Source organism: Caulobacter sp. 05L422 (genome assembly GCF_056397765.1).
This window is the reverse complement of record NZ_JBFTOB010000001.1, coordinates 493,406-520,285: the sequence shown is the minus strand read 5'-3', so window position 1 is coordinate 520,285 and position 26,880 is coordinate 493,406. Positions and strand designations below refer to the sequence as shown.

Sequence of the window (26,880 nt, the reverse complement as noted above, 5' to 3'; positions counted from 1 at the left end):
CCGGACAAGGCCTTCAGCCTGGCCGGCGCCCTGATCTTCGCCCTGACCCTGTCGGTGGTGCTGCTGGCCTCGGCCGCCCTGCGCGCCGAGTTCGGGGAGTCCGGCGCGATCCTGGCGGCCGCCGTCGCCGGCTTCGTCGACACCCACGCCCCGGCGATCTCGATCGCCTCGCTGACGGCCAACGGCCGGATGTCGGCGCTGGACGCCGTCATCCCGATCCTGGCCGGCTTCACCACCAACACGATCACCAAGATCGTCGTCGCCACGACCAGCGGCGGTCGAGCCTTCGCCCTGAGGGTGGCCCCCGGCGTCGTCCTGGTGGCGGCCGCCGCCTGGGCGGGAACGCTGATCGGCCACGCCACGAACTGAGGAGATTTTCCATGACCAAAGCGAAACGTGGCGGCGAGGACGCCTCCAAGGAAGAGCCGGAGGGCAAGCCGGAGAAGATGAAGACCAAAGCCTACCTGGAACAGCTACAGAAGCTGCAGGTCAAACTCTGCCATCTCCAAGATTGGGTAAAGCAGACCGGCGCGCGGGTCATCGTCGTGCTGGAGGGGCGCGACGCGGCCGGCAAGGGTGGCTTCATCAAGGCCCTGACCGAGCGGGTCAGTCCGCGCGTGTTCCGCGTGGCCGCCCTGCCCGCCCCCAGCGAGCGCGAGAAGACCCAGCTGTTCATGCAGCGCTACATCCAGCACTTCCCGGCTGGCGGCGAGATCGTGATCTTCGACCGCAGTTGGTACAATCGGGCCGGCGTCGAATACGTGATGGGCTTTTGCTCGAAGGACGAGCACCGCGACTTCCTCGAGGCCTGCCCCACGGCCGAGCGCTGGATCATCAGCTCCGGCATCCTCCTGATCAAGATCTGGCTGGAGGTCGGGATGGAGGAACAGGACAAGCGCTTCCACGCTCGGGTCAACGACCCGCTGCGCCAATGGAAGCTGAGCCCGATGGACGTCGAGTCGTATTCGCGCTGGTACGACTACTCCCGGGCCCGCGACCAGATGCTGGCGGCCACCGACCGCGAAGAGTCGCCCTGGTGCATCCTGCGCTCTGACGACAAGAAGCGCGCCCGTTTGAACGGCATCGCCCACATCCTGTCGCTAGTGCCCTACGAGCGCATCGAGCACCCCAAGATCGAGCTGCCAAAGCGCTCAGCCAAACACAGGTACGACGACCAGAGCATCCTCGAGGGTCGCCGTATGGTGACGGCGCACTACTGATCGAAGACGCTCAGCTCGCGAGCGCATTGTTCGTCAGGTGGCGGGCGGGGCCTCCGACGCTGTGGCCTGCGGAGGGGCGAAAGACCGCGTCTGGCGCGGCACGCCGCCGGAGGTCTTCCATCTAGCGATCGCCGAGTTGCGGTAGCGCGGATCGTGGCTGACCTCTACGCCCAACCACGGCGGAAATTCGAAGACCACGTCAGGACGATCAAGTTCGATCTCGGCAATGACGAGCCCCTCGGCTGGCCCGCGATAGACGTCGATGATCCAGACTTGGCCCTGGTGATCGATCTCGTGGCGCACCTTCTCCAGCACGCGCCCGCCGCAGAAGCGGGCCAGCATGTCCCCCGCATCGATGAGGGAGATAGGGTAGCTTATTTCGTCGCGCTCGAGGCCTCGCCGTGGGCTTTTTACTGTCAACGAGGCGTAGTCCCGCGAGCAGCGGATGCGGATTGTCGCGAAAGGCGTGCGAGCCAGATAGCCCTGACGGAACGGCGTCCCAGCCTCAGCCGTCGCGCGCCACAGGTCGTTGGCGACGAGGAACTTCCGTTCGATTTCGATCATGCCAAGCCTCCGGGCCTGCTTGGCGAAATCTGCCCTGGCCTGACAACACCGTCACTCCGGTAGACCCAGTAGGCGCGACGAGGTGTGAAGCCGAGAGCGCCCCCTTGCCGCCCGCCCAAACCCGCGTCACTCTCTGTCTTAACAACGATAACATTCCAGGGAGGCGACGTCGGGCCATGGCCAGCACGCGCTACGACTACGTCATCATCGGCGCCGGCTCGGCCGGCTGCGTCCTGGCGGCCCGGCTGACCGAGGATCCGAACGTCAAGGTCCTGCTGCTGGAGGCCGGCGGCAAGAACACCTCGATCCTGGTGCGGATGCCCGCCGGCGTGGGCGAGCTGATCAAGGCCAAAGGCGACCAGAACTGGGGCTTCTGGACCGAGGCCGAGCCGCATCTCAACGATCGCAAGCTGTGGTGGCCGCGCGGCAAGGGCCTGGGCGGCAGCTCGGCCATCAACGGCATGATCTACATCCGGGGCCATGCGCGCGACTACGACCAGTGGCGGCAGATGGGGCTGTCAGGCTGGTCCTATGCCGAGGTCCTGCCCTACTTCAAGCGCTCGGAAAGCCACCATGGCGGCGGCGACGCCTATCACGGCGGCTCGGGACCGCTGCACGTGTCGCGCGGCGAGTCCAAGAGCCCGTTCTATCCGACCCTGATCGAGGCCGGCCGCCAGGCGGGCCATGCGACGACCAAGGACTTCAACGGCTACCGGCAGGAGGGCTTCGGCCCCTACGACCTGACGATTCGCGACGGCAAGCGCTGGAGCGCGGCGGCGGCCTATCTGACGGCGGCCCTGACCCGGCCGAACCTGACCTGCGTGACCGAGGCCCGCACCACCCGCATCCTGATCGAGAACGGCAAGGCGATCGGCGTCGAATACGTGGTCGGGACCAGCCCGGAACGCGTCGTCGCCCACGCCGACGCCGAGGTGCTGCTCAGCGCCGGCGCCGTGCAGTCGCCGCACATCCTGCAACTGTCGGGCATCGGCGATCCGGACGACCTGAAGGCCCAGGGGATCGCGGTGACCCACGCGGCCAGGGGCGTCGGCGCCAACCTGCAGGACCACCTGGACGTCTGCCTGTCGTGGACGACCAAGAACCTGGTCACCGCCTATTCGGCCAACAAGGGCCTGAAGAAGCTGGGCACGGGTTTGTCCTACATGCTGTTGGGCCAGGGCCTGGGCCGGCAGCAGTTCCTGGAGAGCGGCGCGTTCCTGAAGTCGCGTCCCGACCTCGACCGCCCCGACCTGCAGATCCACGGCGTGCTGGCGATCATGCAGGACCATGGCAAGACCCAGGTCGAGAAGGACGGCTTCACCCTGCACGTCTGCCAGCTGCGTCCCGAGAGCCGCGGCAAGGTCGGCCTGCGGTCGGCCGATCCGTTCGACGATCCCACCATCCTGGGCAACTACCTGGCGACCGAGGAAGACCGCCGCGCCATCCGCGAGGGCGTGAAGATCGCCCGCGAGGTGGTGGCCCAGGCCGCCTTCGATCCCTATCGCGAGGCCGAGTACGCGCCCGGCGCCGACATCAAGAGCGACGCCGACATCGACGCCTGGGTGCGGGCCAAGGCCGAGACCATCTACCACCCGGTCGGCACCTGCCGGATGGGCGCGGCGGGCGATCCGCTGGCCGTGGTCGACGACCAGCTGCGGGTGCAGGGGATTTCGGGACTGCGGGTGATCGACGCCTCGGTCATGCCCAACCTGATCGGCGGCAACACCAACGCCCCGACCATCATGATCGCCGAACGCGCCTCGGACCTGATCCGCGGCAAGGCCGTTCTGCCGGCCGTGGACGTGCCGGTGTTCGAGGACGGCCGGGCGGCTGCGGCTTGAAAACCCTCTCCCAGAGGGAGAGGGAGGGGCCCGCGTTCGCAGAACGTGGGAGGGTGAGGGTGTAAGATGTCCGACGGCGTGCCGGCACGCCGGCTGAAGGCGTAACCCCTCACCTTCCCACCGCTTCGCGGCGGGCCCCTTCCTCTCCCTCTGGGAGAGGATATCTAAAGAGCCCAGCCCACCGAGGACATCACCATGAACCACCGCCCCCTGGGCCGCTCAGGCCTCTCCGTCGCGCCGCTGGTGTTCGGCGGCAACGTGTTCGGTTGGACCGCGGACGAAGCGACCTCGTTCCGGCTGCTCGACTCTTTCGTCGACGGCGGCTTCAACGCGGTCGACACCGCCGACGTCTATTCGGCCTGGGTCCCGGGCCACGGGGGCGGCGAGTCCGAAAGCGTGATCGGCCGCTGGCTGAAGGCGCGGGGCAGACGCGACGACGTGCTGATCCTGACCAAGGTCGCGATGTGGCCGGCCCAACCTAGTCTTTCGGCGGCCAACATCGCCTCGGCGGTCGAGGGGTCGTTGAAGCGGCTGCAGACCGACTATATCGACCTCTACCAGGCCCACCAGGACGACGACGCCACCCCGATCGAGGAGACGCTGGAGGCCTTCGACCGGCTGGTGAAGGCGGGCAAGGTGCGGGCGATCGGCGCCTCGAACTTCTCGCCCGAGCGGCTGTCGGCTTCGCTCAAGACGTCGGAGACGCTTGGTCTGGCCCGCTACGAGACCATCCAGCCGAAATTCAATCTCTATGACCGCCATGAGGTCGAGGGGCCGCTGGCCGAGCTGGCGGCGCGAGAGGGCTTGGGCGTCATTCCCTTCTACGGCCTGGCCGCCGGCTTCCTGACCGGGAAATACCGCACCGACGCCGACCTGGAGGGCAAGGCGCGTTCGCGGACCATCCTGCGCGACTACTGGAACGACAAGGGCAAGCGTGTCCTGGCGGCCCTGGACGCGGCCGCCAAGGCGGTGTCGGCCAGCCCGGCCCAGGTCGCCCTGGCCTGGATCATGGCCCATCCGGCGATCACGGCCCCACTGGCCAGCGCCACCAGCGTCGAGCAGTTGGACGAACTGATGGGCGCGGCCCGGCTGACCCTGCCGGCCGAGGTGATCGAGGCGCTGAACGCGGCGGGCTAGGCCTGAAGATCAATGGGGAGGGGTCGCCCTGCGGCGCCCCCTCCCCATCCGCGGCGCGCCCCCGAAGCCCCCGCGCCGCCCTTTCCGTCCCCCCGGTACGGAAAAGCTCGAAATGTCTCTCTAGGCGATGCGCCGTCCGTGCAGCGTCGCCAGCCGCAGGCGCGGCGATTCCTCGTTGGCCGGGCCCAGGCTCTGGATTTTGCGTACGCCCAGTTCAGAGGCCGGACGGCCCATCAGGCGCTGGATCATGGCGACAGGCTGGTAAAGGCCCAGGAAACGGTCGGTCTGGCCGTCGGCGCCGACCATCGGGGCCAGCAGCACCTCCATGCCCACCGACGGCGCCCCGACGGCGCGGATGTCGGCGGTGATCACGACGGGCTCGCCCCGGCGGCGCGCGACCTCCAGGGCCGACTTGACCTCCAGCCGATGCGACAGCGCCCAGAAGCCCAGGGCGTCCTCGCCGCGCAGGTCGCGGGCGTGCAGGTCGGTGACGAAACCGCCGGCCAGACGCACGGGATAGCGACCCTTCTCGTCGCGCCCGAGGATGAACACCTGGGGCAGCAGATCCAGGAATTCGCCCGGATTGACGCTGGCGCGCGCGGGTACGCCGTCGTTAACGGCCTTGCTACGCCAATAGTCTATCAACCGTTCCGTGCTTGGATGGAACATCGTCGTTCCCCTCGCGGGCTCGCTCGCGGTCCCTTTTTCGACCGCACCGGGCTTGCAGGGAGAACCGGGCCAGCCCCCGGACCGTATCGTCCTGGGACAGTTTCTCGGTCGAACGGCGACCATGGCGTGGTTCTTGCTTGGCTTTTGGCCGAGCGGCACGCCGACGTGTTGTGAAGGGAAGAGGCCTATGCGGGCGCCGAAATTGACCTTGCCCAAGCTGTGGATCAGCCTGGCCGCCGGCCTCCTCGGAGGATTGGGCGCGCTGGTGCTGGGCGGGGCCGCCCAAGCCCAATGCGGCAGCTGCACGCCGCCGCCCTGCTGCGCGCCGCCCCCGGCCCCGCCGCGTCCGCCCACCCCGCCCAGCTGCAACACCTGCGGCGGCGGCCATAACGTCTATGTGCCCGGCATCAACATCCATGTCGGCGGCTCGGTCGTCGTCAACGCCAGCGCCTCGGCCACCAGCTCGGCCTCGGCCGGAGCTGGGGCCGGAGCCGGCGCAGGCGCCTCGGCCGGCACGACCGTCTATTACGGCGGCGGCACGCACGGCGGCTACTATTCCGGCCCGGTCTCGACCGGCTACATCCAGGGCCTGAACGTCGAGGGCAGCGAGGCCCGCCGTCGCGCGTCCTACGAAGCCACCCGCACCAAGTTCAAGCGCGTGGTCATCCGCGCCGTCTGCCTGGACGACCGCGACGTGCCCCACCCCGCCTCGCAGGTCACCCCCGACCGCGACATCGACAACGGCTACGAGGGCGAGCTCTACCGCTGCATCGCCGGCTCGCGCATGCAGTACGTGATCGGCGCCTACGAGGGCTCCAGCGAAAGCAACTTCGCCGGCGAGACCTATGTCTGCGGCAAGAACGACGCGCTCTACTACGCCCCCGGCGCCCAAGGCGGCACCGTGGCCTGCCGGCCGCAACGCCCGGCCCGCGACTGCAACGAGCGCTCGCTGCTGCGCCGCTACGGCGCCGGCGTGAAGGTCCTGACCATGCTGACCACCGAGAAGTACACCGCCTATCGCGAGGAAACGGTGCGCGAGCAGTCCAGCTCGGGCCTGAGCCTCAGCCTCGACGGCGGCGTCGGCGGCGTCGTCTACTAGGACGGCGGATAACCGGACAACAAAAAGGGCCGCTCCCGAAGGAGCGGCCCTTTTCTGTTTCAGCGCTCGACGGCGGCTAGATCACGTAGTCGTAGACCACGTCCGCCAGCGTATGGTCCATCGTCCGGGCCGGCTCTTCGCAGGTGGGGCAGTTGACGATCCGGGCCGGCACGCCGGCGGCCGTGCAGTGCGGCGGCACGGGCTTGAGCACCACCGAACCGGAAGCGATCTTGGCGTATTCGCCGATCGTGATGTTGCCCAGCACCTTGGCGCCCGCGCCCAGCAGCACGCCCTTGCCGATCTTGGGGTGGCGGTCGCCCCGATCCGCGCCGGTGCCGCCCAGGGTCACGCCGTGCAGCATCGAGACGTCGTCGCCGACCACCGCGGTCTCGCCGATGACGATGCCGGTGCCGTGGTCGATGAACACGCCCTTGCCGATGCGGGCGGCCGGATTGATGTCGACCTGGAAGACCTCGCTGGCCCGGCTCTGCAGGTAGAAGGCCAGGGTCTCGCGGCCCTGGGCCCACAGCCAGTGCGACACGCGGTGGGTCTGCAGGGCCAGGAAGCCCTTGAAGAACAGGAACGGCTGGACATAGCCCTTCGTGGCCGGGTCGCGCTCGAACACCGCCATCAGGTCGGCCTCGGCGGCGGCGACCAGCGACGGGTCGCTCTCGAAGGCGTCGGCGGCGAACTCGCGGGCGGTCATGGCCCGCATCTCCTGGTCGCCCAGCTTGCGCGCCAATTGGAACGTCAGGGCGTCGGCCAGGTTGTCGTGGCTGAGGATCACGGCGTTGAGCAGCGAGGCCAGGGCCGGTTCGGCCTTGGCGGCGTGTTCGGCCTGGTTGCGCAGCGCGGCCCACACGGGGGGCGTCGTTTCCTGCGTCACGACCTCTAGATGCTTGGCCACCGGGATCTCCCTCGCCCACGTCGCCTATAGAGCATCCTTTTTGAAGATGCTCCAGACGTCCTTTGGATTCAACGGCCAAGCCGCAGAACCGTTCGCCATTTAAGAACGCGCCTAAGCCAGCACAAGTCGCGCCAGGTCGGCCGGCAGCTCGCCCCTCACCGCCATATGGTGCACTCGAAGCAGTAAAGCCACCGTCAAAGAGTCCGGCATGTGGCCCGAAACCGCCGCGTCGAGGGCCTCGCCGAACGGGACGCGGACCATCGCCAGGTCCTCGGTCTCGTCCGGCGCGGTCGCCGTGGGCGTCAGGTCCAGGGCCAGATAGCCGTGGCAGAACTCGTCGGTGATCGAGTTGGACAGCTCCATCTTCAGGATCAGTCGCCAGTCGCCGGCCAGCAGGCCGACTTCCTCGGCCAGTTCGCGCTTGGCGCCGTCCAGCGGGTCCTCGTCCAGCGGCGCCCCGCCTTCGGGAATCTCCCAACTGTAGTTGGCGTGGGTGAAGCGGTTCTGGCCCACCAGGGTCACCGTGCCGTCGGCGTGCAGCGGCACGATCCCGATCGCCCGGTTCTTGAACGCCACCTTGCCGTAGAGGGCGGGCCGACCGGTGGGGGCGATCGTCTGATACTCGGTCAGGGTGATCCAAGGATTGTCGTAGACGATCGTTTCGCTGGTCACCGACCACGGCGTCCCGTGCGCTTTGAGCCAGGCAGGTTTATCGGTCATGCGAACGACTCGCGACTTGTGGTGACCGAGGCTCGGCCATAGGTGTGCTCGCTCTAGCATTTTCGAGCGAAGTGGATTCCGGTTCGCGTGAAGAAAATGCGCCAAACAAAAATCTGGAGACCGGCACGGTCTCCGGCCGCGCTTCCTGGAGGTCGTCTTGACCGGTTCCGTTCCCCCTGCCCCCGAATTTGGCGAAGTGCTGCCGATCGAGCCGTCGCAGGCGGTGCTGGACTTCCTGGCCAAGCGGCGCTCGGCGTCCGCCATGAGCCTGACCGCGCCGGGTCCCGACGACGCCCAACTGACCGATCTTCTCCGCCTGGCCGCCCGCGTGCCCGATCACGGCAAGCTGTCGCCCTGGCGGTTCGTGATCCTGCGCGGACCGGCCAAGGACGCGTTCGCCGAAAAGATCACCGCCCTGGCCGACGGCCAGGCCAATCCGGTCAAGGCCAACGCCGCCCTGCGCAAGCTGACCCGCCCGCCGGTCGCCGTGGCGGTGATCTCGCGCTTCATTCCCGGCGAAATCCCCGAATGGGAGCAGCGCCAGAGCGCCTCGGCCGTCTGCCAGCAGATGCTGCTGGCCGCCGCCGCCATGGGTTGGGGCGCCAACTGGATCACCGACTGGTACTCCTACGATCCGCGCGCCAAGGCCGTCCTGGGCGTGGCCGACGGCGAACTGGTGGCGGGCTTCCTCTATCTGGGGACCTCGACCGAGGCTCCGCAGGAGCGCGTGCGGCCCGACGTGGCGGCGATCACCACGGAATGGTCCGCCGACTGAGAGACCCAATGGCGCCGGCTGTTGCGTTTCCGCATCGGTCCGGCGCCTTTATTCGGGCTCGTCCCGCTCGAAATGACAGCTAACGCCATAGAATGGCCACTTGGCTAGTCTCTACTCCCAAAGCGTGGGACTTAAAGAGCGCAAGCTTCGTCGTGCATCATGCGCGACATTTTATGTAACAGTCCTGCATCAATTCGACCTTAAGTATCGGTAACTTGTCATCTTGCCTTGGGTTGCCTAAGGCCAAGCTCGACGTTGTCTGCGTACTTACACGCCGACCAAAACTTTTCGGCCGACGGGGTTTATGACGCTCTCACTGTTAATTCTCGGCATGTCCGCCGCCCTCGAAGGCGCGCCTGAAGCCGCTCCCGCGCAGCAACAACCGGCGGCGCAGGTCCAGCAGACGCCGCAGCAGGCCTCCGGGGCGGCTGCCGGCGCCGAGGCCGATCCGTACGCCGCCGAGGTCGACGCGGTCGAGGTCGTGGCCGGCAAGCCGCGCGGCTCCGTCGAGGGCGACGTCAAGCCAGAGCTGAGCCTCAACGCCGCCCAGATCCGCGCCTACGGCGCCGGCAGCATCACGGAACTTCTGGCGTTCATGGAGCCCCAGCTTCGCACGGGTTCGAGCCGAGGCGACGGCCAGCCGGTGATCCTGATCAACGGCCGTCGCACCTCCGGCATGCAGGAAATCCGCGACATCCCGCCCGAGGCCATCGAGCGCTGGGACATCCTTCCCGAGGAAGTCTCGCTGACCTACGGCTACCGCGCCGACCAGCGGGTGGTGAACATCGTCCTGCGCCGCCGCTTCCGCGCCGTGACCACCGAGGCAGGCCTCAAGGGCGCCACGAACGGCGGGCGCACCAGCGAAGACCTGCAGAGCACCCTGTTCCGGGTGCAGGGCGACCAGCGCTGGCTGTTCAACGGCAAGGTCACGCATGACTCGACGCTGTTCGAGACGGAACGCGACATCACGCGCGCGCAGCTGAGCCAACCCTACGACCTGACCGGCAATGTCGTCGGCGTGAACGGCGGGGAGATCGATCCCGCCCTGAGCGCCATTGTCGGGTCGCCTGTCCGGTACGCCCCCGTCCCCGCCTCGGCCGCGCTCGGCGCGCCGACCCTGGCCGACTTCGCCGCGAACGCCGGCGTTCCGGCCAGCGACGACCTGACCGCCTGGCGCAGCCTGGCCCCGAACAACACCACCGCCAGCCTGACCGGCGCGGTGACCCGGCCGCTGGGCAAGGCGTCCATGATCACGATCAGCGGCGGCTTCGACGACACCAGCTCGCTCAGCTATCTGGGCCTGCCCGGCGTCCGAGGTCTGCCCCTCACCGTGGGCGGCCCGGATCAGCGCCTGATCGTGCCGACCGGCAATCCGTTCTCGCCGTTCACCACCGACGTCGCGGTCTATCGCTTCGCCGACGACTACGTGTCGATGCTGCGCAAGACCGACACCCAGAAGGCAACGGTGTCGGCGGCGGCCAACGGCCGGATCGACGAGTGGCGCTGGAGCGCCACCGGCGGCTACGTCTATTCGACCAGCGAGACCACCACCGGACGCGGCCTGGACGCCACGGCCTTCATCCAAGGCGTCGCCGCCGGCAACCCGGCGCTGAACCCGTTCGGCAACATCCCGTCGGAACTGATGAGCCGCGTCTCGCCCGACACCGCCCATTCGACCTCCAACACCGCCAACGGCGAGGTCGTGCTGATCGGCAAACTGATGCAGGTCCCGGCCGGCGGTGTCTCGACCACTTTCAAGGCCGGCGCCGACACCCAGAACCAGGATTCCCGCAGCACCCGCCAGGGCATTGCGGTCGACCGGGACATCTCGCGCACCAGCGGCAACCTGCAGGCCAACATCAGCGTCCCGCTGACCAGTCGCTCCAAGGACGTGCTGCCGTTCCTGGGCGACCTGTCGGTCAACTTCAACGGCCAGTACGAGGAGGTGTCGGACTTCGGCGGCCTGACCACCGTGGGGGCCGGCGCCAACTGGACGCCGATCGACCCGGTCACCTTCATCGTCAGCTACAGCGACGACCAGGGCGCGCCCAGCGCCTCGCAACTGAACGATCCGATCCTCTCGACGCCGAACGTCTCGATCTTCGACTTCAGGAACAATCGGACCGTGCTGGCTACGCGCATCGAAGGCGGCAATCCGAACCTGCTGTCCGACAGCCGCCAGGTGCTGAGGCTGAGCGCCACCATCCGGCCCCTGCCCCGCACGGCCAAGACCAACCTGCAGATCAACGCCAACTACACGGCCACGCGGGTCGACGATTCGACCAACAACTTCCCGGCCATCACGGCCGACATCGAACAAGCCTTCCCCGACCGCATCCGCCGCGACGTCGACGGCAACCTGCTTTCGGTCGACGCGCGGCCGGTGAACTACGCCAAGACCCAGCAGCAGCAGATCCGCTGGGGCTTCAACCTGTCGCGGCCGTTCGGCCAGCCACGTCCCGCGCCGGCCGGCTTCCCGGGCGGCGGCGGCGGTCCGCCTTCCGGCGGTGGCGGCGGCGGCGGCGGTGAAGGCCCCGGCGGCGGTCCCGGCCCGAGCGGCGGCGGTGAGAACACCGGCGGTCCCAGCGCGAGCGGCGGTGGCGGAGGCGGTTTCCGAGGCGGTGGCGGCGGCGGTGGCGGCGGTGGTTTCCGTGGTCCGCGCCCCGGCCAGGGCCAGTTCCAGGTCTCGCTCTACCACACCTGGAAACTGAAGGACGAGATCACCATCCGCGACGGCCTGCCGATCATCGATCGCCTGAACGGCGGTTCGGGCGCCAGTCCCGAGCACGAGGTCCAGTTCCAGGCGGGCCTCTCCAAGAGCGGCATGGGCGCGTTCCTGAACGGCAGCTGGCGCAGCGGCTATCGCCTGAACGGCAGGACCGCCGATAGCGACCTGTTCTTCGGGGACCTGTCGACGGTCAGCCTGAACCTGTTCGCGGACCTGTCGTCGCGCCCCGACCTGCTGCGGGCCCATCCGTGGCTGCGCGGCTCGCGGGTGCAGTTGCAGGCCCAGAACCTGTTCGACACTCGCCAGGACGTGCACGACCGCCTCGGCATCACGCCCCAGGCCTATCAGCCGGACTATCGCGACCCGATCGGCCGGACGGTGCGGATCAGCTTCCGCAAGCTGATCGGCCCGGCCCGCCCGGTGCAGCCGCCGGGCCGACGCCCGCCCGCGGTTCCGACCCCGCCGCCCGCGCCGGCGCAGCAGCCCGCGCAACCGCCGCGCTAGGCGCAAAGAAAAAAGGGGCGCGTCCGGCCGGACGCGCCCCTCGTCATTTCAGCGATCGCGAAGCGGTCAGCCCCGGCCGCGATAGGGCGCGACGCCCTGGTCGGGCACCCACAGCCCTTCCGGCGCCGGGCCGGTCTGCCAGAACACGTCGATCGGGATGCCCCCGCGCGGATACCAGTAGCCGCCGATGCGCAGCCAGCGGGGCTTAGCGATCTCGACGATCTTGCGGCCGATCTTCACCGTGCAGTCCTCATGGAACGAGCCATGGTTGCGGAAGCTGGTCAGATAGAGCTTCAGCGACTTGCTCTCGATCAGCCAGTCGCCGGGCGCATAGTCGATCACCAGGTGCGCGAAGTCCGGCTGGCCGGTCACCGGGCACAGCGAGGTGAATTCCGGGGCCACGAAACGGGCCAGATAGGTCACGTCGCTCTGCGGGTTGGGCACCCGCTCGAGAACGGCCTGGTCGGGACTGGCGGCGGGTTCGACCACCTGGCCCAGTTGGGTGACATGAAGTTCGGTCATGGGCGGTCATCTAGGCCCCGGACCGCCGCGAGACAAGCGCGCGCGGCGTCGCTATCGTCGCACCAAACAAGCGTTTAGGCCCAAGGGCCTGGGGAGACGGCAGATGAGCGGACGGGATTTCGACGGCTTCACGGTGGTGGTCACCGGCGCCTCCACGGGCCTGGGCCGGGCCATGGCGGTCGAGACCGCCCGGCGCGGCGCCGGCCTGGTGGTCGTCAACTTCGCCAGTAGCGCGCAGGAAGCCGAGGAAACCGCGCGGCTGATCGCAGCCGAGGGCTCCAAGGCCGTCCTGGTCCAGGGCGACGTGGCCCAGGACGCCGACTGCCGCCGGATCGCCGAGGCGGCGGCCGGCACGGGCCGGATCGACGCGCTGTTCAACAACGCCGGCGTCACCAAGTTCGCCCCCGATCATTCCGACCTCGACGCGGTCGACGCCGAGGACTTCCTGCGGCTCTACGCGGTCAACGTGGTCGGCGCGTTCCAGATGGTCCGCGCCGCCCGCAGCCTGCTGGAGGCCGCGCCCCAGCCGGGGGCCGTGGTCAACACCGCCTCGATCGCCGGGGTGGTCGGCAACGGCTCGTCCGTGCCCTACGCCGCCTCGAAGGGCGCTCTGACCACCATGACCCTGTCGCTGGCCCGGGCCCTGGCGCCCCGCATCCGGGTCAACGCCGTCTGCCCCGGATTCATCGACACGCCCTGGTTCGGCAAGGCCATGGACGCCGAACGTGTTGATCGTCTGCGCACGGGAGCGGCAGCGGCCACGCCGCTGAAGGTCGCCTCGACCGCCGAGGACATCGCCGGATCCGCCGTGTTCCTGGCCTCGCCCGCATCAAGGCACGTCACCGGCGAAACGCTGTTGGTAGACGCCGGACTGCACCTGGGCGGAGCGAGTCTGGCGATGCGCTAAAGCCGCAGGTAAAGCCCAAACAAACGTTCCGTCGACACTGTGGCGCCCAACGTCACTTCTGAAGCAAAATCGTCACACTTCGCCCATTCTTTGTGCCCAGGGCGCCGTTTGTGCTGGCGATTTAACCACTGCGATTGCAACTAGGGCTAAGCCGACAACTATTCCTGTTGTGGCCAAACACGCTTGCAGGCGTCGCTGGACGGCGAAGGCTCCAAACCCTTCGGTCGGCAAAACGAAATAAGGGGATAGAACACATGAAGTTTCTGAAACTGGCGCTGGTCGCCGCCGCCGCCTCGGTCGCCATGAGCGGCGCCGCCATGGCTGAAGAGCTGAAGCTCTCGTACAACGTCGGCGTCGCCAGCGACTACATCTTCCGCGGCGTCAGCAACACGAACGGCAAGGGCCAGGTCTTCGGCGGCGTCGACGCCACCTACGGCATCGGCTACGCGGGCGTGTGGGCCTCGAACGTCGACTTCGGCACGCCGAACCCCGACACCGAAATCGACGTTTACGCCGGCGTGAAGCCGACCATCGGCGCCGCCTCGCTGGACTTCGGCGTCATCTACTACGGCTACGACAAGGACAAGAACGGCGCTCCGGGCCAATACGGCTACATCGAAGTCAAGGCCGCCGCCTCGACCGCGGTCGGCCCGGGCACCGTCGGCGCCGCCCTGTACTACTCGCCGGAATTCCCGGGCGAAGGCGGCGAAGCCATCTACGGCGAAATCAACGGTTCGGTTCCGATCGGCGAGAAGCTGACCCTGGGCGGCGCTCTGGGCCGTCAAGAAGTCGACGCCGACGGCTACTTCGCCGGCCTGAGCAGCGGCTACACCACCTACAATGTCGGCATCACCGCCGCGATCACCGACAACCTGTCGGCTGACTTCCGTTACTCGGACACCAGCCAACACAAGTTCGGCAGCATCTTCGGCGAAGCCTTCACCGCCTCGCTGAAGGCCTCGTTCTAAGCTTTAGAACGACCTGAAGAACGAGCCGCCCCGACTTCGGTCGGGGCGGCTTTTTCTTTGGGCGTCGATCAGGCGGTCGGCTTCGGCGGGCGCATGAACAGGGCGGCCAGGAACACCACCGCCGTCAGCGCCGCGAACAGCAGGAAGGCCGGGGTGAACGAGCCGACGCGGTCGCGGATGGCGCCGCCAATGAACGGTCCTGCCGCCGACACCGCCCCGATCAGGCAGGTCAGGGAGAACAGTTCGACGTTGTTGCGGCGTCCGAAGTAGTTCAGCAGCAGCAGGCTGACGGCCAGCACGGTCAGGCCGAAGCCGACGCCCACCCCGACCGCGTAGAAGGTCAGCAGGAACGGCGTCGTGGCTTGCGACAGGGCCAGCAGCCCGACCACCAGCAGGCCCTGGGCGAACACCAGCAGCCAGCGCGGATCGATCCGATCGCCGATCGCCCCGCCGCCCAGCCGCGCGACCACCTGCATCCCGCCCTCCAGGCTGAGCATGCCCGCCGCCACCGCGCCGGCGACGCCCAGCTGGGTCAGGTGGGCCTGGGTCAGGCTGGCGGCGCTGATCCCGGCCAGCAGATGGCTGAAATAGGCGGCCAGCAGCACGTAGAACTGCGGCGTGCGCACCGCGTCGCGGACGCTCCATTCGTGGTCGGTGTGATAGACGTGGCTTGGCGTCTTGCCGGCCTTGGCCTCGGCGTCCAGCTCCCGGTCCAGCGCGGCGCCGGCCTGCTCCAGCCAGCGCGGGCCGCCCACGGCGACGGCGCAGATCAGGCCCACCAGCCCCACGGCCACCGCCTGCAGCGCCCAATAGAGCCGCCAGTCGTTGTGGGTCGCGCCCAGGACGCTGACCACCATCCACGGTCCGGCCACCCCGCCCAGCGCGCCGAAGGTGAAATAGATTCCGAACGGCAGGGCCCGTTCCTTGAAGATCGCCGACAGCACGTGGGTGCCGGGGATCAGGGCCGCCATCTGGAAGCCGATCCCGCAAAGGGCTGTCCCGAAGAAATAGATCGGCAGGGCGTGGACCCGCGACAGGCAGGCCAGACCCCCGGCCATCACCGCCACCCCCACCAGGATCGCGCCGCGCACCCCGATCCGGCGGATCAGCAGGGCCGGCAGCCAGGACGAGAGGCCCGTGAACACCCCCAGGATCGTGAAGCCCAGGAAGGCGTGCTCCCAGCTCCAGCCCAGTTCCGGAACCATGGCCGGGATCACCACGCCCAGCGACGAATAGGTCGCCGCCGTGATCAGGAACAGCAGCAGGCTGAACACGCCGACCAGCAGCCAGGGACGCCACGCCGTCGTGGTCCGGGAAATCGACAGGTCGGTCATCAGAACGTCCGCTTCAGGGTCACGCGCCATTCCCGCCCCTTGCCGGGCAAGGCCCCGAGATTGGCATAGGTGTCGGCGTCCGGGGTGAAATAGAGCTTGTCGAGCAGGTTATCGACGTTGAGCTCGGCGGTGTAAGGCCCGCGCGTCACATAAGCCGAGGCGTTGACCACGGCGTAGGCGGGATAGGTCACCGCGTCCTGCACCGTGCCCGAGGTCTTGGTCACATGGGTGACGCCCAGGGTCGCGCCCGCCGAACCCCAGTCATGGGCGTCGCTGGTATAGGCGCCGTACAGGCTGACCACCGACTTGGGGATCAGGGTGTAGTCGTAGTCGCCCGCCCGCCCCGGCAAGGTGTTGAAGGTCCAGACGACGTAGCTGCCGCCATAGCCCTGCGCGCCGGGCACGCCCGCCGTATAGGCCGGGATGTACTGGAACGACTGGTCCGGCCCCTTGACGGTGGTGTGCTGGGTGTTGCCGGTCGCCGTGAAGCTCAGATGCTCGGAGGCCAGCCACCGGACCTCCAGCTCGACGCCCTTGGCCCGCGTGCCCTGCACCACCGGCGTAAGGCCCGACAGCTGGGTGCGGTTCTGGCGATAGGCGGCGAGCGAGCCGACCAGGGTTCCGCGCAGCAGCTGGAACTTCACCCCGGCCTCGGCCAGGTCGCTGTCCGACAGCCACGAGCCGTCGGCGACCAGGCCCGGGGCGATGTCGCCGGCCTGGCTGACCTCCAGGGCCGAGGCCTTGGCGTAGCTGATGTAGGGTATCAGCCCGACCGGCGTCTGGTAGGTCAGGCTGGCGCTGTAGGTCCCCTTTCCCCGGTCGTCGGTCTGGCGGCCGGCGACGGTGAACGGCAGGAAGCCGGTGTCCTCGGCCTCGACCTCGTACCAATCGTAGCGGCCGCCCAGGGTCAGGGTCAGGCGCTGGCCGAACTTGATGTCGCTGGTGAAGAACAGGCCCGTCTGGCTCCAGGTGCTCCTGTTGTCGTTCTCCCACTCCAGGCCCTGGACGCCGGCCGGCTCGGTGCTGAACGGGCTGTCGATGATGTCGTTGGGCTGGGCGCCGACCGAGACGTCGCGACGATCGATGGCGATCATGCCGCTGTTGAAGCTCTCACGCCGGCGGCCGTCGAACGCCCGATAGCCCGCCCCGACGATGGTGTTCGTGCTCACCGCCCCGAACGCGCGCTTGAAGGCGTAGCTGGCCCGCGCCTCCCAGATCGAACTGTCGAACCAGGCCGGATAGCCGTACGAGACGAAGCGCTTGTTCTCCTGGTCGTCGTAGAACAGTTGCAGCTTCAGCACGCTGTCGTCGTCGAACCGCTTGGCCAGGTCGAAATAGAGGGTGTTGGTCCAGGTCTTGGAGAAGTCGGCGGCGCTGACATGGACCGTGCGCGGGTCCAGCTTCGTCGCTCCCACCCCGGTGTCCAGCGTGTGGTTGGCGTCGGTGGCGGGGAAGCCGAAGTACGGGATGTAGAGGGCGCTGCCGAACGGGTAGAAGCCCACCTCGCCGGGCGTGATCCGGCCGTTGCCGTCGGCGTCGACCAGGGTCGTGTCGCGGCCGGTGATGTAGGTCTGGTGGTCGATCAGATCCTGGGTCAGGCGGTTCCAGCCCGGCGTCTGGATGTCGCCGGTCGAGTGATAGACCATGCCGCCGAAGGCCGTGCTCCAGCCGTTGTTCAGGTCGAAGTCAGCCGAGATCTCGGCCAGTTGCCGCTTGGGGTGCAGACCCCGGTAGAAGCTCCTGGAGTCGTCGATCTCGCCATAGGCGTAGATCCCGCCGTCGGCCGAGCCCAGCTTGACCGGCAGGGCGACCTGGCCGGTCAGGTTCTTCTTGTCGTAGGCCCCGAAGGTGGCGGTGACCTCGCCCTTGGGATCGGTCAGGAAGCGGCCCTCGTCGCGCGCGGACTTCGGGATGAAGTTCAGCATGCCCCCGACCTTGCCCGCGCCGTAGATCGGGGTCGGCGGACCGCGCACGATCTCGATCTGGGCCGCCCCGCCGATCGGGGTGGAATAGGTGCCGCGGTTCTCGACCCGCTTGAAGCCTCGGAAGTAGTTCTCGGCCAGGGTGCCGCGGATGTTGAGCGCGCCCGGGACGCCATAGAAGCTGGCGGTGTAGGTCCCCGGCGACACCGCCGTCAGCCCGTCGATGGTCTCGATGCCGAACCGCTGCAGGGTGGTGTCGCTGACGAAGCTGGCCGAGCGCGGCGTCTCCAGCAGCGACTTCTCCAGGCCGAACACCGTGGTGCTGGGCTGCTTCTCCAGCAGACCCGCCTTGTCGCGGGCCAGGACGATGACTTCGTCCACGGCGTCGGCCTGGGGCGCATCCTGGGCCAGGGCGTATCCGGCCGTGAACAGGCCGGTCGCCATGGCGCTGCTCAGCAGGAAGACGCGGATCGACATCGCGGAAAGCTCCAGATCCGCCGAGGGAGCAGCGGTGGAGCTAGCAAATGGGATGTTACGCAACGTTCGTCAAAACGTTATGTAACATTTCAGAAGAAATTATATTGAGGCCGCGATTAGGAAAGCAGAAGGCGTCGCGGGACGCTCTCAGCCTTCCAGCAGCGGCCGGGTCGCCTCGGGCATGATGTTGAGCACGCGCATCATCGCCAGCTTGGCGCCCTCGACGTCGCCGCGGGCGATCACGTCGGCCACGGCGCGGTGCTGCTCGACGTCCGAGATCAGCTCGGCCTCGGTGGCCGCGCCGAACGAGAACACCCAGTAGCGGGCGGCCTTGTGCTGCAGGGGGATGAGGATGCGGGCCAGGGCCATGTTGCCGCCGGCGCGGGCCACGGCGGCGTGGAAGCGCTGGTCCATGGCCACCAGGGCCGGCAGGTCGCGGTCACGCGCGGCCTGCTCGCCGCCGTCGAAGGCCGCGCGGATGGCGTCTGCCTCGGCCTTGCTGGCGTGCTTGGCGGCCAGACCCGCGCAGTGCGGCTCGATCAGGGCCCGGGCGTCATAGCCCTGGCGCAGCTCGACCAGGTCCAGCGGCGCGACCGTGGTGCCCGAGCGGGCGCGGCGGATCACCAGCCCCTCCAGGGCCAGCCGTCCCAGGGCGTCGCGCACCCCGGCCAGACCGGCGTCGTAGCGGGCCGCCAGCGACTGCTCGTCCAGGCGCGCACCGGGCGCCAGGCGGCCCAGGATCAGGTCCAGCAGGATGCGCTCGTAGACCTTGGCCTTCTGCAGGTCGGGCGACCAATCCTCGAGCCCCGAAGACGAGCAGATGTCCAGCACCAGCATCCGGTCGCGGCCGCCAGCCGGTTGGGCGCCGGCCAGGGCGTCGTCAGGGGCCATGAACTGTCGCAAGGCGGGGCTCCGAGTAAGCAAGCCCTGATATGTACGGTGAAATGTCAGCTTCGCCTAGGGCGACTGATCTACTTCAGGACGCAAGCAAGCAAACCACCAGCGGAAATCGGCGGTTGTGCTAGTCTTCACGGCAGCCGCGCCCGCGCCACGCCGCTCTTCGCCGAGATTTCTGCCGGCTTTCTTCGCGGACCTTCGGTCATCCGACGCGAGCAGGAGACGACGCCATGACCTCCACGGACATAGCCGCCGAAGCAGCCGGCAAGAAGGCGCTGCAAATCCTCTCCGAGAACCGGATCATGGCGGTGGCCACCCTGCGTCCCGACGGCTGGCCACAGGCGACCATGGTCGGCTACATCCATGACGGCCTGACGCTGTATTTCGTCGTCGCCCGCGATGGACAGAAGCTCGCCAACATCCAGCGAGACGCCCGGGTCTCGATCGCGATCGGGCGGCATGACGGCGACGGATCCGATCTTCGCGGCCTGTCGATGGCGGCCGACGCCATCGAGGTCACCGACGCCAACGAGGTTCGCCGCCTCAACGCCATGCTCGTGAAGCGCTACCCAGAACAACAGGTCTTCAATCCGCACGGCGCGTCGGTGGCGGTGATGAAGGCTACGCCGTTGGTGATCTCGCTGATCGATCCCCACGGCGGCCTGGACCGGTCTCCGCTGCTGCGGGTGGACCCGCTGACCGGCGCGCTCCGACGGGCCGATTAGCGCCCTAGAACGCCGGCACCACCGCGCCGCCGTACTTGCGCTCCATGAACGCCTTCACCTCCGGCGAGATCAGGGCTTTGGCCAGCTTCTGGACGCGCGGGTCGTCCTTGTTGTCCGGACGGCCGACCAGATAGTTCACATAGGGGCTGTTCTTGTCCTCGATCAGCAGGGCGTCCTTGGACGGGTCCAGCTTGGCGTCGAGGGCGTAGTTGGTGTTGATCACCGCCAGGTCGACCTGGCCCAGGGTGCGCGGCAGGGTCGCGCCCTCCAATTCCTTGAACTTCAGGCCCTTGGGATTGCCGCTGATGTCCTTGAGGCTCAGCGCCTTCTTGGTCGTGTCCAGCGAGATGACATTGCCGCGCGCCAGGAGCCGCAGGGCGCGGTCCTCGGTGCTGGCGTCGTTGGGAATGGCCACCGTCGCGCCTTGCGGCAGGTCGGCGATCGACTTGTGGCGGCTGGAATAGGCCCCGATCGGCTCGATATGCACTCCGACCACCGGCACCAGGTTGGTGCCCTTGTCGACGTTGAAGGTCTCGAGATACGGCAGGGTCTGGAAATAGTTCACATCCAGGCGCTTCTCGGCGACCTGGATGTTGGGCTGGACGTAGTCGTTGAAGACCTTGATCTCGATCTTCAGCCCTTCGGCGGCCAGTTTCGGCTTGATGAACTCCAGCACCTCGGCGTGCGGGATGGCCGTGGCGGCGACCGTCAGGGTGTCGCCGGCCCCGCTGGCGGCGGGCTTCTTGCCGCAAGCCGCGAGGCTCAGAACGGCGAGGCTGACGAGAAGGGCGCGGCGGGCGACCATGAACGGCTCCGTTAAGGCGATTAATCGGGTCGGGTATTGCCCGCTTCCCGTCGGATCGGGAAATCAGTTTTCCTGAACCGGCGCGCAGAGTCTTGGATCATTTCAGCCCCGCGTCTTGACCCGAAGGCCAAACAGGTCGCCTGGAGAAGGATGGCCAGAGAAACCGTCTACATCGTCCAAGCCTACAAGGCCGGCCGCGGCAAGGGCCTGAAGGCCGAGCAGCAGGTCGGCTGCAAGGACGCCGAGGAAGCCCGCCGCAAAGCCGAGCGCCTGGCTCCGATCCGCGAGGGCGTCGTGGCCTTCGCCGCCTCGGCCGACGTCGAGCTGGGCGATTACGACGAGAACCCGCAGATCATCTTCAAGGCCGGCCGGCTGCCGTTCCCGTTCGACCAGGCCTGAGGCCTATTCCTCGTCGTTCGCCGGCTCTTCCGGCCCGGCGATGGTCCAGCTGGACAGGAAGTCGGGGTTCTCGACCGACTCGCCGCCGGTCAGCGGGTAGAGGCCCGGCGCCGCCGCGACGATATTCGAGGTCTGGGGCGGCAGGGTCGTGGTGTCGCCGTCCTGCGGGCCCAGCAGGTCGAGCAGGATCCCCTCCTCCGCATCGGCGGTGATCACGACGCCGTGGAAGGCCTCGCGCCCTTCCAGGTCGCCGTCGGCGTCCAGGAAGGTCAGGTTCACCAGCATGATCTTGCCGACCAGGCCCTGGGCGAAGCTTTCGTCCCAGTGCTCGGGCGGCGGGGCGGACAGGATGGGGATGTCGTCGTCGGTCATGGGAGGGTTCTAGCGGTGCGAGACGCGGCGCACCACCGCGTCGCCGACCATCTGCAGCGCCTGGACCAGCACCAGCAGCAACACCACGGTGACCACCATCACGTCGGTCTGGAAGCGCTGGTAGCCGAAGCGGATCGCCAGGTCGCCCAGGCCGCCGGCGCCGACCACGCCGGCCATGGCGGTGTAGGACACCAGGGCGATGGCCGTGACGGTGGCCGCGGCGATCAGACCCGGCATGGCCTCGGGCAGCAGCGCCCCCAGCACCACCTGCCGCCGCTTGGCGCCCATGGCGAAGCTGGCCTCGATCACGCCCTTGTCCACTTCACGCAGGGCTGTTTCCACCAGGCGGGCGAAGAACGGCGCTGCGCCGACCACCAGAGGCGGGATCGCCCCCGGCACGCCCAGCGAGGTGCCGACCAGGGCCACGGTCAGCGGGATCATCACGATCAGCAGGATCACGAACGGCACCGAGCGCAGGATGTTGATGACCAGCGACAGCACGCCGTTGGCCGCGCGGTTCTGCAGCATCTGCCCCTTGCCGGTCAGAAAGAGGATCACGCCCAGCGGCAGGCCCAAGATCACCGTCAGCACCATCGAGCCGCCCAGCATCGACAGGGTGTCGAGCGTCGCCTGGCCGATCTCCGACCAGTCGATATTTTCCATGAAGGCGCTCATCGGCCCGCCTCCGTGACCAGGTCGACCCGGACGCCGTCGGCCTGGAACCGCTTGATCGCCGCCTCGACGTCGCCGCCGGTCAACGACAGGGTCAGCTGGCCATAGGGCGTCTCGCGCAGGCGATGGATGCGGCCGCCCAGGATCGAATAGTCGACGCCGGTCTCGCGGGCCACCGCGCCCAGGATCGGCTTGTAGGTCGCCTCGCCCCGGAAGGTCAGGCGCACCACCCGGCCGTCGACCGCCGCCCCGGCCTCGCCCGGCACGCCGTCGGCCTCCATGACGAACCGCCGGGCCGTGGCGCTGGCCGGGTGCAGGAACACCTCCTCGACCGCGCCGGTCTCGACCACCTTGCCGCCCTCCAGCACCGCCACCCGGTCGCAGACCCGGCGCACCACGTCCATCTCGTGGGTGATCAGCACGATGGTCAGGCCCAGCTCGCGGTTAAGATTGGAGACCAGCTCCAGGATCTGTTCGGTGGTCTCGGGATCCAGGGCGCTGGTGGCCTCGTCGCACAGCAGCACCTTGGGGCCGGTCGCCAGGGCGCGGGCGATGCCAACCCGCTGCTTCTGGCCGCCCGACAGCTGCGCCGGATACTTGTTCGCGAAGTCGCTCAACCCCACCCGCGCCAGCAGCTCCGCTGTGCGCGCCTTGACCTCCGCGTCGGGCCGGCCGGCCAGCTTCAGCGGGAAGGCGACGTTGCCGTCCACGGTCTTGGACGACAGCAGGTTGAAGTGCTGGAAGATCATCCCCACCCGGCGGCGCAGGGACCGCAGCCCCTCCACCCCCAGGGCCGCCACGTCGTCGCCGTCGACCACGACCTTGCCGCCCGACGGCTTCTCCAGCCCGTTGATCAGCCGGATCAGCGTCGACTTGCCCGCGCCCGACGCGCCGATCACCCCGAACACCTCGCCGGGCGCGACCGACAGGCTGACCCCGCTGAGCGCGGCGCGTCCATCGTCCTTGGCGCCGGCTCCGGCATAGGTCTTGGAAACATCGTCGAAGGTGATCAAGGGCGAGGCCTGAAAGCGGAAGGGCGGCCGTCGCGCGGCCGGGAGCCGTCCGATTTAGGCGCTGTGGCGCGAAAGGTGAAGCCTGTCCCGCGCGGACAGGTTCGCCGCCCTCAGATCGCGGCGACGCTGGTCGGGTTCAGAGCCCGGCCGATGCCGGTCATCAGGGCGACCGCGTCGACCGGCTTGGCGACGTGCAGGTCGGCGCCGGCCGCCAGGGCGTCCTGCCGGTGGTGGTCCATGGCGTTGGCGCTGAGCATGATGATCGGCGTACGCGCGCCGCCGCGCTCGCGTTCGCGGGTTCTGATGACGCGGGTGGCGGCCAGCCCGTCCATCACCGGCATCTGCATGTCCATCAGCACTAGGTCGAACAGGCCGGTCTCGAACGCCTCGACGGCCAGGGCGCCGTTTTCGACCACCGTCACCTCCGCGCCGTACGGGGCGAGGATCAGCTGCACGACCTTCTGGTTGACCGGATGGTCCTCGGCCAGCAGCACCCGCAGGCCGTCCGACCGAGCGAGCGGCGGCGCGGCGACCTCGCGCGACGCGTCGTGATCGGCCGGGCCGCGGGCGCGCGCCAGGGGGATGGTCACCTTGAACAGGCTGCCGCGAGCGGGCTCGGAATCGGCGACGATCTCGCCGCCCATCATCTCGACCAGGGTCTTGCTGATCGACAACCCCAGGCCCGTGCCTCCGAACCGGCGGGTGATGGTGGTGTCTGCCTGGCTGAACCGCTGGAACAGGGTGGCCGCCAGGGCGGGGTCGAAGCCGACGCCGGTGTCGGCCACCTCGAGGATCAGACGCGCGGCCTCATCGGCCGGTGCGGGGTCGACCACCGCGATCCGCGCGACGATCTCGCCCTGGTCGGTGAATTTCAGGGCGTTGGACAGCAAGTTGCCCAGCACCTGCTTGATGCGGACGCTGTCGCCCCGGAAAACGCCGCGCGTCTCGCCAAAGCGTTCGACGCGGAAGGCCAGGCCCTTGTCCCCGGCGCGGATGCGCGTGATCTCCAGCAGGCCGCCCAGATCGGCGTCGAGGTCGAAGTCGCGCTCCTCGATGGCCAGGCGTCCGGCCTCGATCTTCGAGACGTCCAGGATGTCCGACACCAGCCGCTCGAGGGTCGCGCCTGAGCTCTGGATCAGTTCGACCATCTCGCGCTGGGCCGGCGTCAGGTCGGTCTGGTCAAGGGCGGCGACCACGCCGATTACCCCGTTCAGGGGCGTGCGGATCTCGTGGCTCATATTGGCCAGGAAATCGGTCTTGGCGCGGTTGGCCGCTTCGGCGGCCGACTTGGCCGCCTCGATCTCGGCCTGCTGGCTCAGCCGTTCGGTGACGTCGCGGGCCACGGCGAACACCAGGTCGCCCGAGCGCCGCGCCCGCCATTCCAGCTGACGATAATGGCCCTCGCGATGGCGGTAGCGGTTGATGAAGCCGACCACCTCGTCGTCGAGATTGGCCCGCGCCATCAGGTCCTGGGTGGCGGGCAGGTCGTCCGGGTGAACCAGGGGCTGAAGCGGCGTCCCCTCCAGCATCTCAATGGGGTAGCCCAGGACGTCCTCCCACGCCCGGCTCAGCTTGACGAAATTGCCCCGCATGTCGCGGATGCACAGCATGTCGAGCGAGACGTCGAAGAAGGTCGTCAGGTCGCGCGCGGTCTCCCGCGCCGCCTCGGCGGCTTGCCGGGCCCGGGCCTCGCTGGCGGCCAGGGTCTCTTCGGCGCGCTGGCGGTCGATGGCGATCGCGGCCAGTTCGGCGGCGGCCTCGATGAAGGCGATGTCCTCGCTGTCCGGCGCGCGGATCTGTCGGAGATAGATGGCGAACGTGCCGACCACCGCGCCGCCGGCGGCGACGATCGGCTGCGACCAGCAGGCGGCGAGACCGGCCTGGCCGGCGAGCCTGGCAAGGTCCCTGTAGTCCGCCCAAAGGGGATCGGTCTGGATATCCTCGACGATCACCCGGCGTCCCAGGAAGGCGGCCGTCCCGCAGGAGCCGGCGGCGGGCCCGATCTCGGCCCCGTTCAGAGCCTGGTTGTAGAAGTCGGGCAGTCCGGGCGCCGCGCCCAGCAGCAGGTGGCGGCCCTCGTCGTCCAGCAGCAGGATGCTGCACAGGATGTCCGGGTCCTCGGCCTCCACCGCCTGGACGATGGCCAGGAGCACGGACGACAGCGGGTTGCCGCCGGCGATCAGCGTCATGGTCCGCCTGAACGCGCGGTGGGCCGAGGTCCGGCTCATGGCTGGGAGGCTCCGAGGAATGACCATCCTGGACTATCACCGCCGCGAAGCCCTGGCGTTAAGTCCAGGCTTCGCGACGCCGCGACATTCTGAAGCGGCGGAGCTTAAGGCTGCTTGACCACCGCCCCGCCCTTCATCACGAACACCGGCTTTTCCAGGGTCGTGACATCGCTCAGCGGGTCGCCGGCCACCGCGATCAGGTCGCCGTAGCGGCCCACGGCCACCTGGCCGACGTCCTTCTCCTGGCCCAGGGCCTGGGCGGCGGTGATCGTCGCGGACTGGATCGCCTGCAGCGACGTCGCGCCATAGCGCACCATGACGGCGAACTGCTTGGCGTTCTGGCCGTGCGGATAGACCCCGGCGTCGGTGCCGTAGACCATCTTCACGCCAGCCTTCAGGGCCTTGCGGAAGTTCTCGCGCTGGATCTCGCCGATGTCGCGATCCTTGCGCAGATTGTCCTCCAGCACGCCGTTCTTGGCGCCCTCGGCCTGGGTGTAGTCGGTGTTGTAGATGTCCATCGAGAAGTAGGCGCCCTTCTGGACGGCCAGCTTGATCCCCTCGTCGTCGACCAGGCTGACGTGCTCGATGGTGTCGACGCCGGCCCGGATGGCGTCCTTGATGCCTGCCGCGCCGTGGGCATGGGCGGCGACCTTCAGGCCGGCCATGTGGGCCTCGTCGACGATCGCCTGCATCTCGGCCAGGGTCAGCTGCTGCTGGCCCGGCTCGTTCCCGCGCGAGAACACCCCTCCGGTGGCGCAGATCTTGATCACCCGGGCGCCGTACTTCTTCAGCTCCCGCACGCGCTTGCGGCCCTCGTCGGGGCTGTCGACGTTGTAGGGGCTCTTCTCGTCCATCGACGGTGGGAAGAAGGTCGAGTCGCAGTGACCGCCGGTCGCGCCGATCGCATAGGCGGCGCTGACCACCCGCGGACCGGGCACGTAACCCTCGTCGATCGCCTCGCGCAGGCCCACGTCGTCGAACTGGGCCGAGCCGACATTGCGCACGGTGGTGAAGCCGGCCTCCAGGGTGACCTTGGCGTTGCGGGTCTGGACCACGCTCCAGAAGGCGTCGCTGTACTGCAGGCCCTGATAGCCGCCGATCTCGGCGACGCTGTCCAGGTGCACGTGCATGTCGATCAGGCCCGGCAGCAGGGTCGCGCCCGGAAGCTCGACCACCTTGGCGCCGGCCGGAACCGCGTCGCCCGCCTTGCCCGCCGCCGTGATCCGGCCGTCGGTGACCACCACCTGCGGATTGTCGAGGTACTTGCCCGTGGCCACGTCGAGCAGCCGCGCGGCGCGCACCACCTCGACGTCGGCGGCCCAAACCGCGGAAGGGGCCAGAGGCGCGGCGCAGGCCGCCGTCAGGAAAGCCAGAACGGCCAGTTTGCGCTGCATGATCACGATCCCCCGTCCCCGGACGATCGGGGACGGCGACGCTATCACGCGCCCGCCGAACGTCGAGCCGTAACGCTCGAG

Annotated in this window: 25 protein-coding genes; 11 read left to right on the top strand and 14 right to left on the bottom strand. The window is 68.4% G+C overall.

The genetic code is table 11. The features are described from left to right. Together AC1DMQ_RS02275 and ppk2 are read left to right on the top strand one after the other, a co-directional pair. A partial coding sequence (locus AC1DMQ_RS02275) for a DUF4010 domain-containing protein (protein ID WP_477031929.1) occupies positions 1-369 on the top strand: 369 nt, incomplete at its 5' end. 11 nt (positions 370-380) lie between these two features. Further along, positions 381-1,220, top strand: a complete 840-nt coding sequence (ppk2, locus tag AC1DMQ_RS02270; RefSeq protein WP_477031928.1) for a polyphosphate kinase 2 — start codon at positions 381-383, stop codon at positions 1,218-1,220. Between the two features lie 33 nt (positions 1,221-1,253). Here ppk2 and AC1DMQ_RS02265 read toward each other — a convergent pair whose 3' ends face one another. Continuing rightward, positions 1,254-1,784 carry a CYTH domain-containing protein gene (locus AC1DMQ_RS02265; protein ID WP_477031927.1) on the bottom strand — a complete coding sequence of 177 codons (531 nt, stop codon included), beginning with the start codon at positions 1,782-1,784 and terminating at the stop codon, positions 1,254-1,256. A 176-nt stretch (positions 1,785-1,960) separates the two neighbouring features. Here AC1DMQ_RS02265 and AC1DMQ_RS02260 point away from each other — a divergent pair, with 176 nt between their 5' ends. Further along, positions 1,961-3,625, top strand: coding sequence for a choline dehydrogenase (locus AC1DMQ_RS02260; RefSeq protein WP_477031926.1), 1,665 nt, complete (start codon positions 1,961-1,963; stop codon positions 3,623-3,625). Positions 3,626-3,820: 195 nt separating this feature from the next. After that, positions 3,821-4,762, top strand: coding sequence for an aldo/keto reductase (locus tag AC1DMQ_RS02255; RefSeq protein WP_477031925.1), 942 nt, complete (start codon positions 3,821-3,823; stop codon positions 4,760-4,762). A 120-nt stretch (positions 4,763-4,882) separates the two neighbouring features. Here AC1DMQ_RS02255 and AC1DMQ_RS02250 read toward each other — a convergent pair whose 3' ends face one another. After that, positions 4,883-5,431, bottom strand: a complete 549-nt coding sequence (locus AC1DMQ_RS02250) for a PAS domain-containing protein (RefSeq protein WP_477031924.1) — start codon at positions 5,429-5,431, stop codon at positions 4,883-4,885. Positions 5,432-5,618: 187 nt separating this feature from the next. Here AC1DMQ_RS02250 and AC1DMQ_RS02245 point away from each other — a divergent pair, with 187 nt between their 5' ends. Continuing rightward, positions 5,619-6,530 carry a hypothetical protein gene (locus AC1DMQ_RS02245; protein ID WP_477031923.1) on the top strand — a complete coding sequence of 304 codons (912 nt, stop codon included), beginning with the start codon at positions 5,619-5,621 and terminating at the stop codon, positions 6,528-6,530. A 76-nt stretch (positions 6,531-6,606) separates the two neighbouring features. Here the strand turns inward: AC1DMQ_RS02245 and cysE are convergent, their stop codons facing one another. Then, a complete protein-coding gene (cysE, locus tag AC1DMQ_RS02240; protein WP_477031922.1) occupies positions 6,607-7,437 on the bottom strand; it encodes a serine O-acetyltransferase in 831 nt (276 codons plus the stop codon). A gap of 111 nt (positions 7,438-7,548) precedes the next feature. Beyond that, a complete protein-coding gene (locus tag AC1DMQ_RS02235) occupies positions 7,549-8,157 on the bottom strand; it encodes an NUDIX domain-containing protein (protein ID WP_477031921.1) in 609 nt (202 codons plus the stop codon). A 157-nt stretch (positions 8,158-8,314) separates the two neighbouring features. Between AC1DMQ_RS02235 and AC1DMQ_RS02230 the strand changes: the two genes are divergently transcribed. Further along, positions 8,315-8,932, top strand: coding sequence for a nitroreductase family protein (locus AC1DMQ_RS02230; RefSeq protein ID WP_477031920.1), 618 nt, complete (start codon positions 8,315-8,317; stop codon positions 8,930-8,932). Between the two features lie 331 nt (positions 8,933-9,263). Next, positions 9,264-12,164, top strand: coding sequence for a TonB-dependent receptor (locus AC1DMQ_RS02225; protein ID WP_477031919.1), 2,901 nt, complete (start codon positions 9,264-9,266; stop codon positions 12,162-12,164). Between the two features lie 66 nt (positions 12,165-12,230). Here the strand turns inward: AC1DMQ_RS02225 and queF are convergent, their stop codons facing one another. Next, on the bottom strand, positions 12,231-12,686 hold the full coding sequence (gene queF / locus AC1DMQ_RS02220; RefSeq protein ID WP_477031918.1) for a preQ(1) synthase: 456 nt from the start codon (positions 12,684-12,686) through the stop codon (positions 12,231-12,233). Positions 12,687-12,789: 103 nt separating this feature from the next. On the opposite strand from queF, the gene AC1DMQ_RS02215 reads away from it, so the two are divergent. After that, positions 12,790-13,593, top strand: coding sequence for an SDR family NAD(P)-dependent oxidoreductase (locus tag AC1DMQ_RS02215; protein WP_477031917.1), 804 nt, complete (start codon positions 12,790-12,792; stop codon positions 13,591-13,593). Between the two features lie 254 nt (positions 13,594-13,847). After that, on the top strand, positions 13,848-14,561 hold the full coding sequence (locus AC1DMQ_RS02210) for a TorF family putative porin (RefSeq protein WP_477031916.1): 714 nt from the start codon (positions 13,848-13,850) through the stop codon (positions 14,559-14,561). A 68-nt stretch (positions 14,562-14,629) separates the two neighbouring features. On the opposite strand, the gene AC1DMQ_RS02205 is transcribed toward AC1DMQ_RS02210, so the two are convergent. The 3 genes from AC1DMQ_RS02205 to AC1DMQ_RS02195 all read right to left on the bottom strand — a co-directional run bounded on the left by AC1DMQ_RS02205 (position 14,630) and on the right by AC1DMQ_RS02195 (position 19,185). Beyond that, entirely contained in the window at positions 14,630-15,895 is a 1,266-nt protein-coding gene (locus AC1DMQ_RS02205; RefSeq protein WP_477031915.1) for an MFS transporter, read from the bottom strand. Continuing rightward, positions 15,895-18,294 (bottom strand): TonB-dependent siderophore receptor, encoded by a 2,400-nt coding sequence (locus AC1DMQ_RS02200; RefSeq protein WP_477031914.1) that lies wholly within the window; start codon positions 18,292-18,294, stop codon positions 15,895-15,897. Before AC1DMQ_RS02200 ends, AC1DMQ_RS02205 begins: the two co-directional genes overlap by 1 nt. A 147-nt stretch (positions 18,295-18,441) precedes the next feature. Continuing rightward, entirely contained in the window at positions 18,442-19,185 is a 744-nt protein-coding gene (locus AC1DMQ_RS02195; RefSeq protein ID WP_477031937.1) for a GntR family transcriptional regulator, read from the bottom strand. 236 nt (positions 19,186-19,421) lie between these two features. Here AC1DMQ_RS02195 and AC1DMQ_RS02190 point away from each other — a divergent pair, with 236 nt between their 5' ends. After that, positions 19,422-19,916, top strand: a complete 495-nt coding sequence (locus AC1DMQ_RS02190) for a pyridoxamine 5'-phosphate oxidase family protein (protein WP_477031913.1) — start codon at positions 19,422-19,424, stop codon at positions 19,914-19,916. Positions 19,917-19,920: 4 nt separating this feature from the next. Here AC1DMQ_RS02190 and AC1DMQ_RS02185 read toward each other — a convergent pair whose 3' ends face one another. After that, a complete protein-coding gene (locus AC1DMQ_RS02185; RefSeq protein WP_477031912.1) occupies positions 19,921-20,721 on the bottom strand; it encodes a MetQ/NlpA family ABC transporter substrate-binding protein in 801 nt (266 codons plus the stop codon). A 150-nt stretch (positions 20,722-20,871) separates the two neighbouring features. Here AC1DMQ_RS02185 and AC1DMQ_RS02180 point away from each other — a divergent pair, with 150 nt between their 5' ends. Further along, entirely contained in the window at positions 20,872-21,120 is a 249-nt protein-coding gene (locus AC1DMQ_RS02180) for a hypothetical protein (protein ID WP_477031911.1), read from the top strand. Positions 21,121-21,123: 3 nt separating this feature from the next. On the opposite strand, the gene AC1DMQ_RS02175 is transcribed toward AC1DMQ_RS02180, so the two are convergent. The 5 genes from AC1DMQ_RS02175 to AC1DMQ_RS02155 all read right to left on the bottom strand — a co-directional run bounded on the left by AC1DMQ_RS02175 (position 21,124) and on the right by AC1DMQ_RS02155 (position 26,799). Continuing rightward, on the bottom strand, positions 21,124-21,492 hold the full coding sequence (locus AC1DMQ_RS02175; protein ID WP_477031910.1) for a hypothetical protein: 369 nt from the start codon (positions 21,490-21,492) through the stop codon (positions 21,124-21,126). A 9-nt stretch (positions 21,493-21,501) separates the two neighbouring features. Continuing rightward, positions 21,502-22,167, bottom strand: coding sequence for a methionine ABC transporter permease (locus AC1DMQ_RS02170; RefSeq protein ID WP_477031909.1), 666 nt, complete (start codon positions 22,165-22,167; stop codon positions 21,502-21,504). After that, complete coding sequence (locus tag AC1DMQ_RS02165) at positions 22,164-23,177, bottom strand: methionine ABC transporter ATP-binding protein (protein ID WP_477031908.1); 1,014 nt, start codon at positions 23,175-23,177, stop codon at positions 22,164-22,166. Before AC1DMQ_RS02165 ends, AC1DMQ_RS02170 begins: the two co-directional genes overlap by 4 nt. Before the next feature lie 110 nt (positions 23,178-23,287). Continuing rightward, entirely contained in the window at positions 23,288-25,405 is a 2,118-nt protein-coding gene (locus AC1DMQ_RS02160) for an ATP-binding protein (protein WP_477031907.1), read from the bottom strand. A 104-nt stretch (positions 25,406-25,509) separates the two neighbouring features. Continuing rightward, complete coding sequence (locus tag AC1DMQ_RS02155) at positions 25,510-26,799, bottom strand: Xaa-Pro dipeptidase (protein WP_477031906.1); 1,290 nt, start codon at positions 26,797-26,799, stop codon at positions 25,510-25,512. Positions 26,800-26,880: the final 81 nt, after the last annotated feature.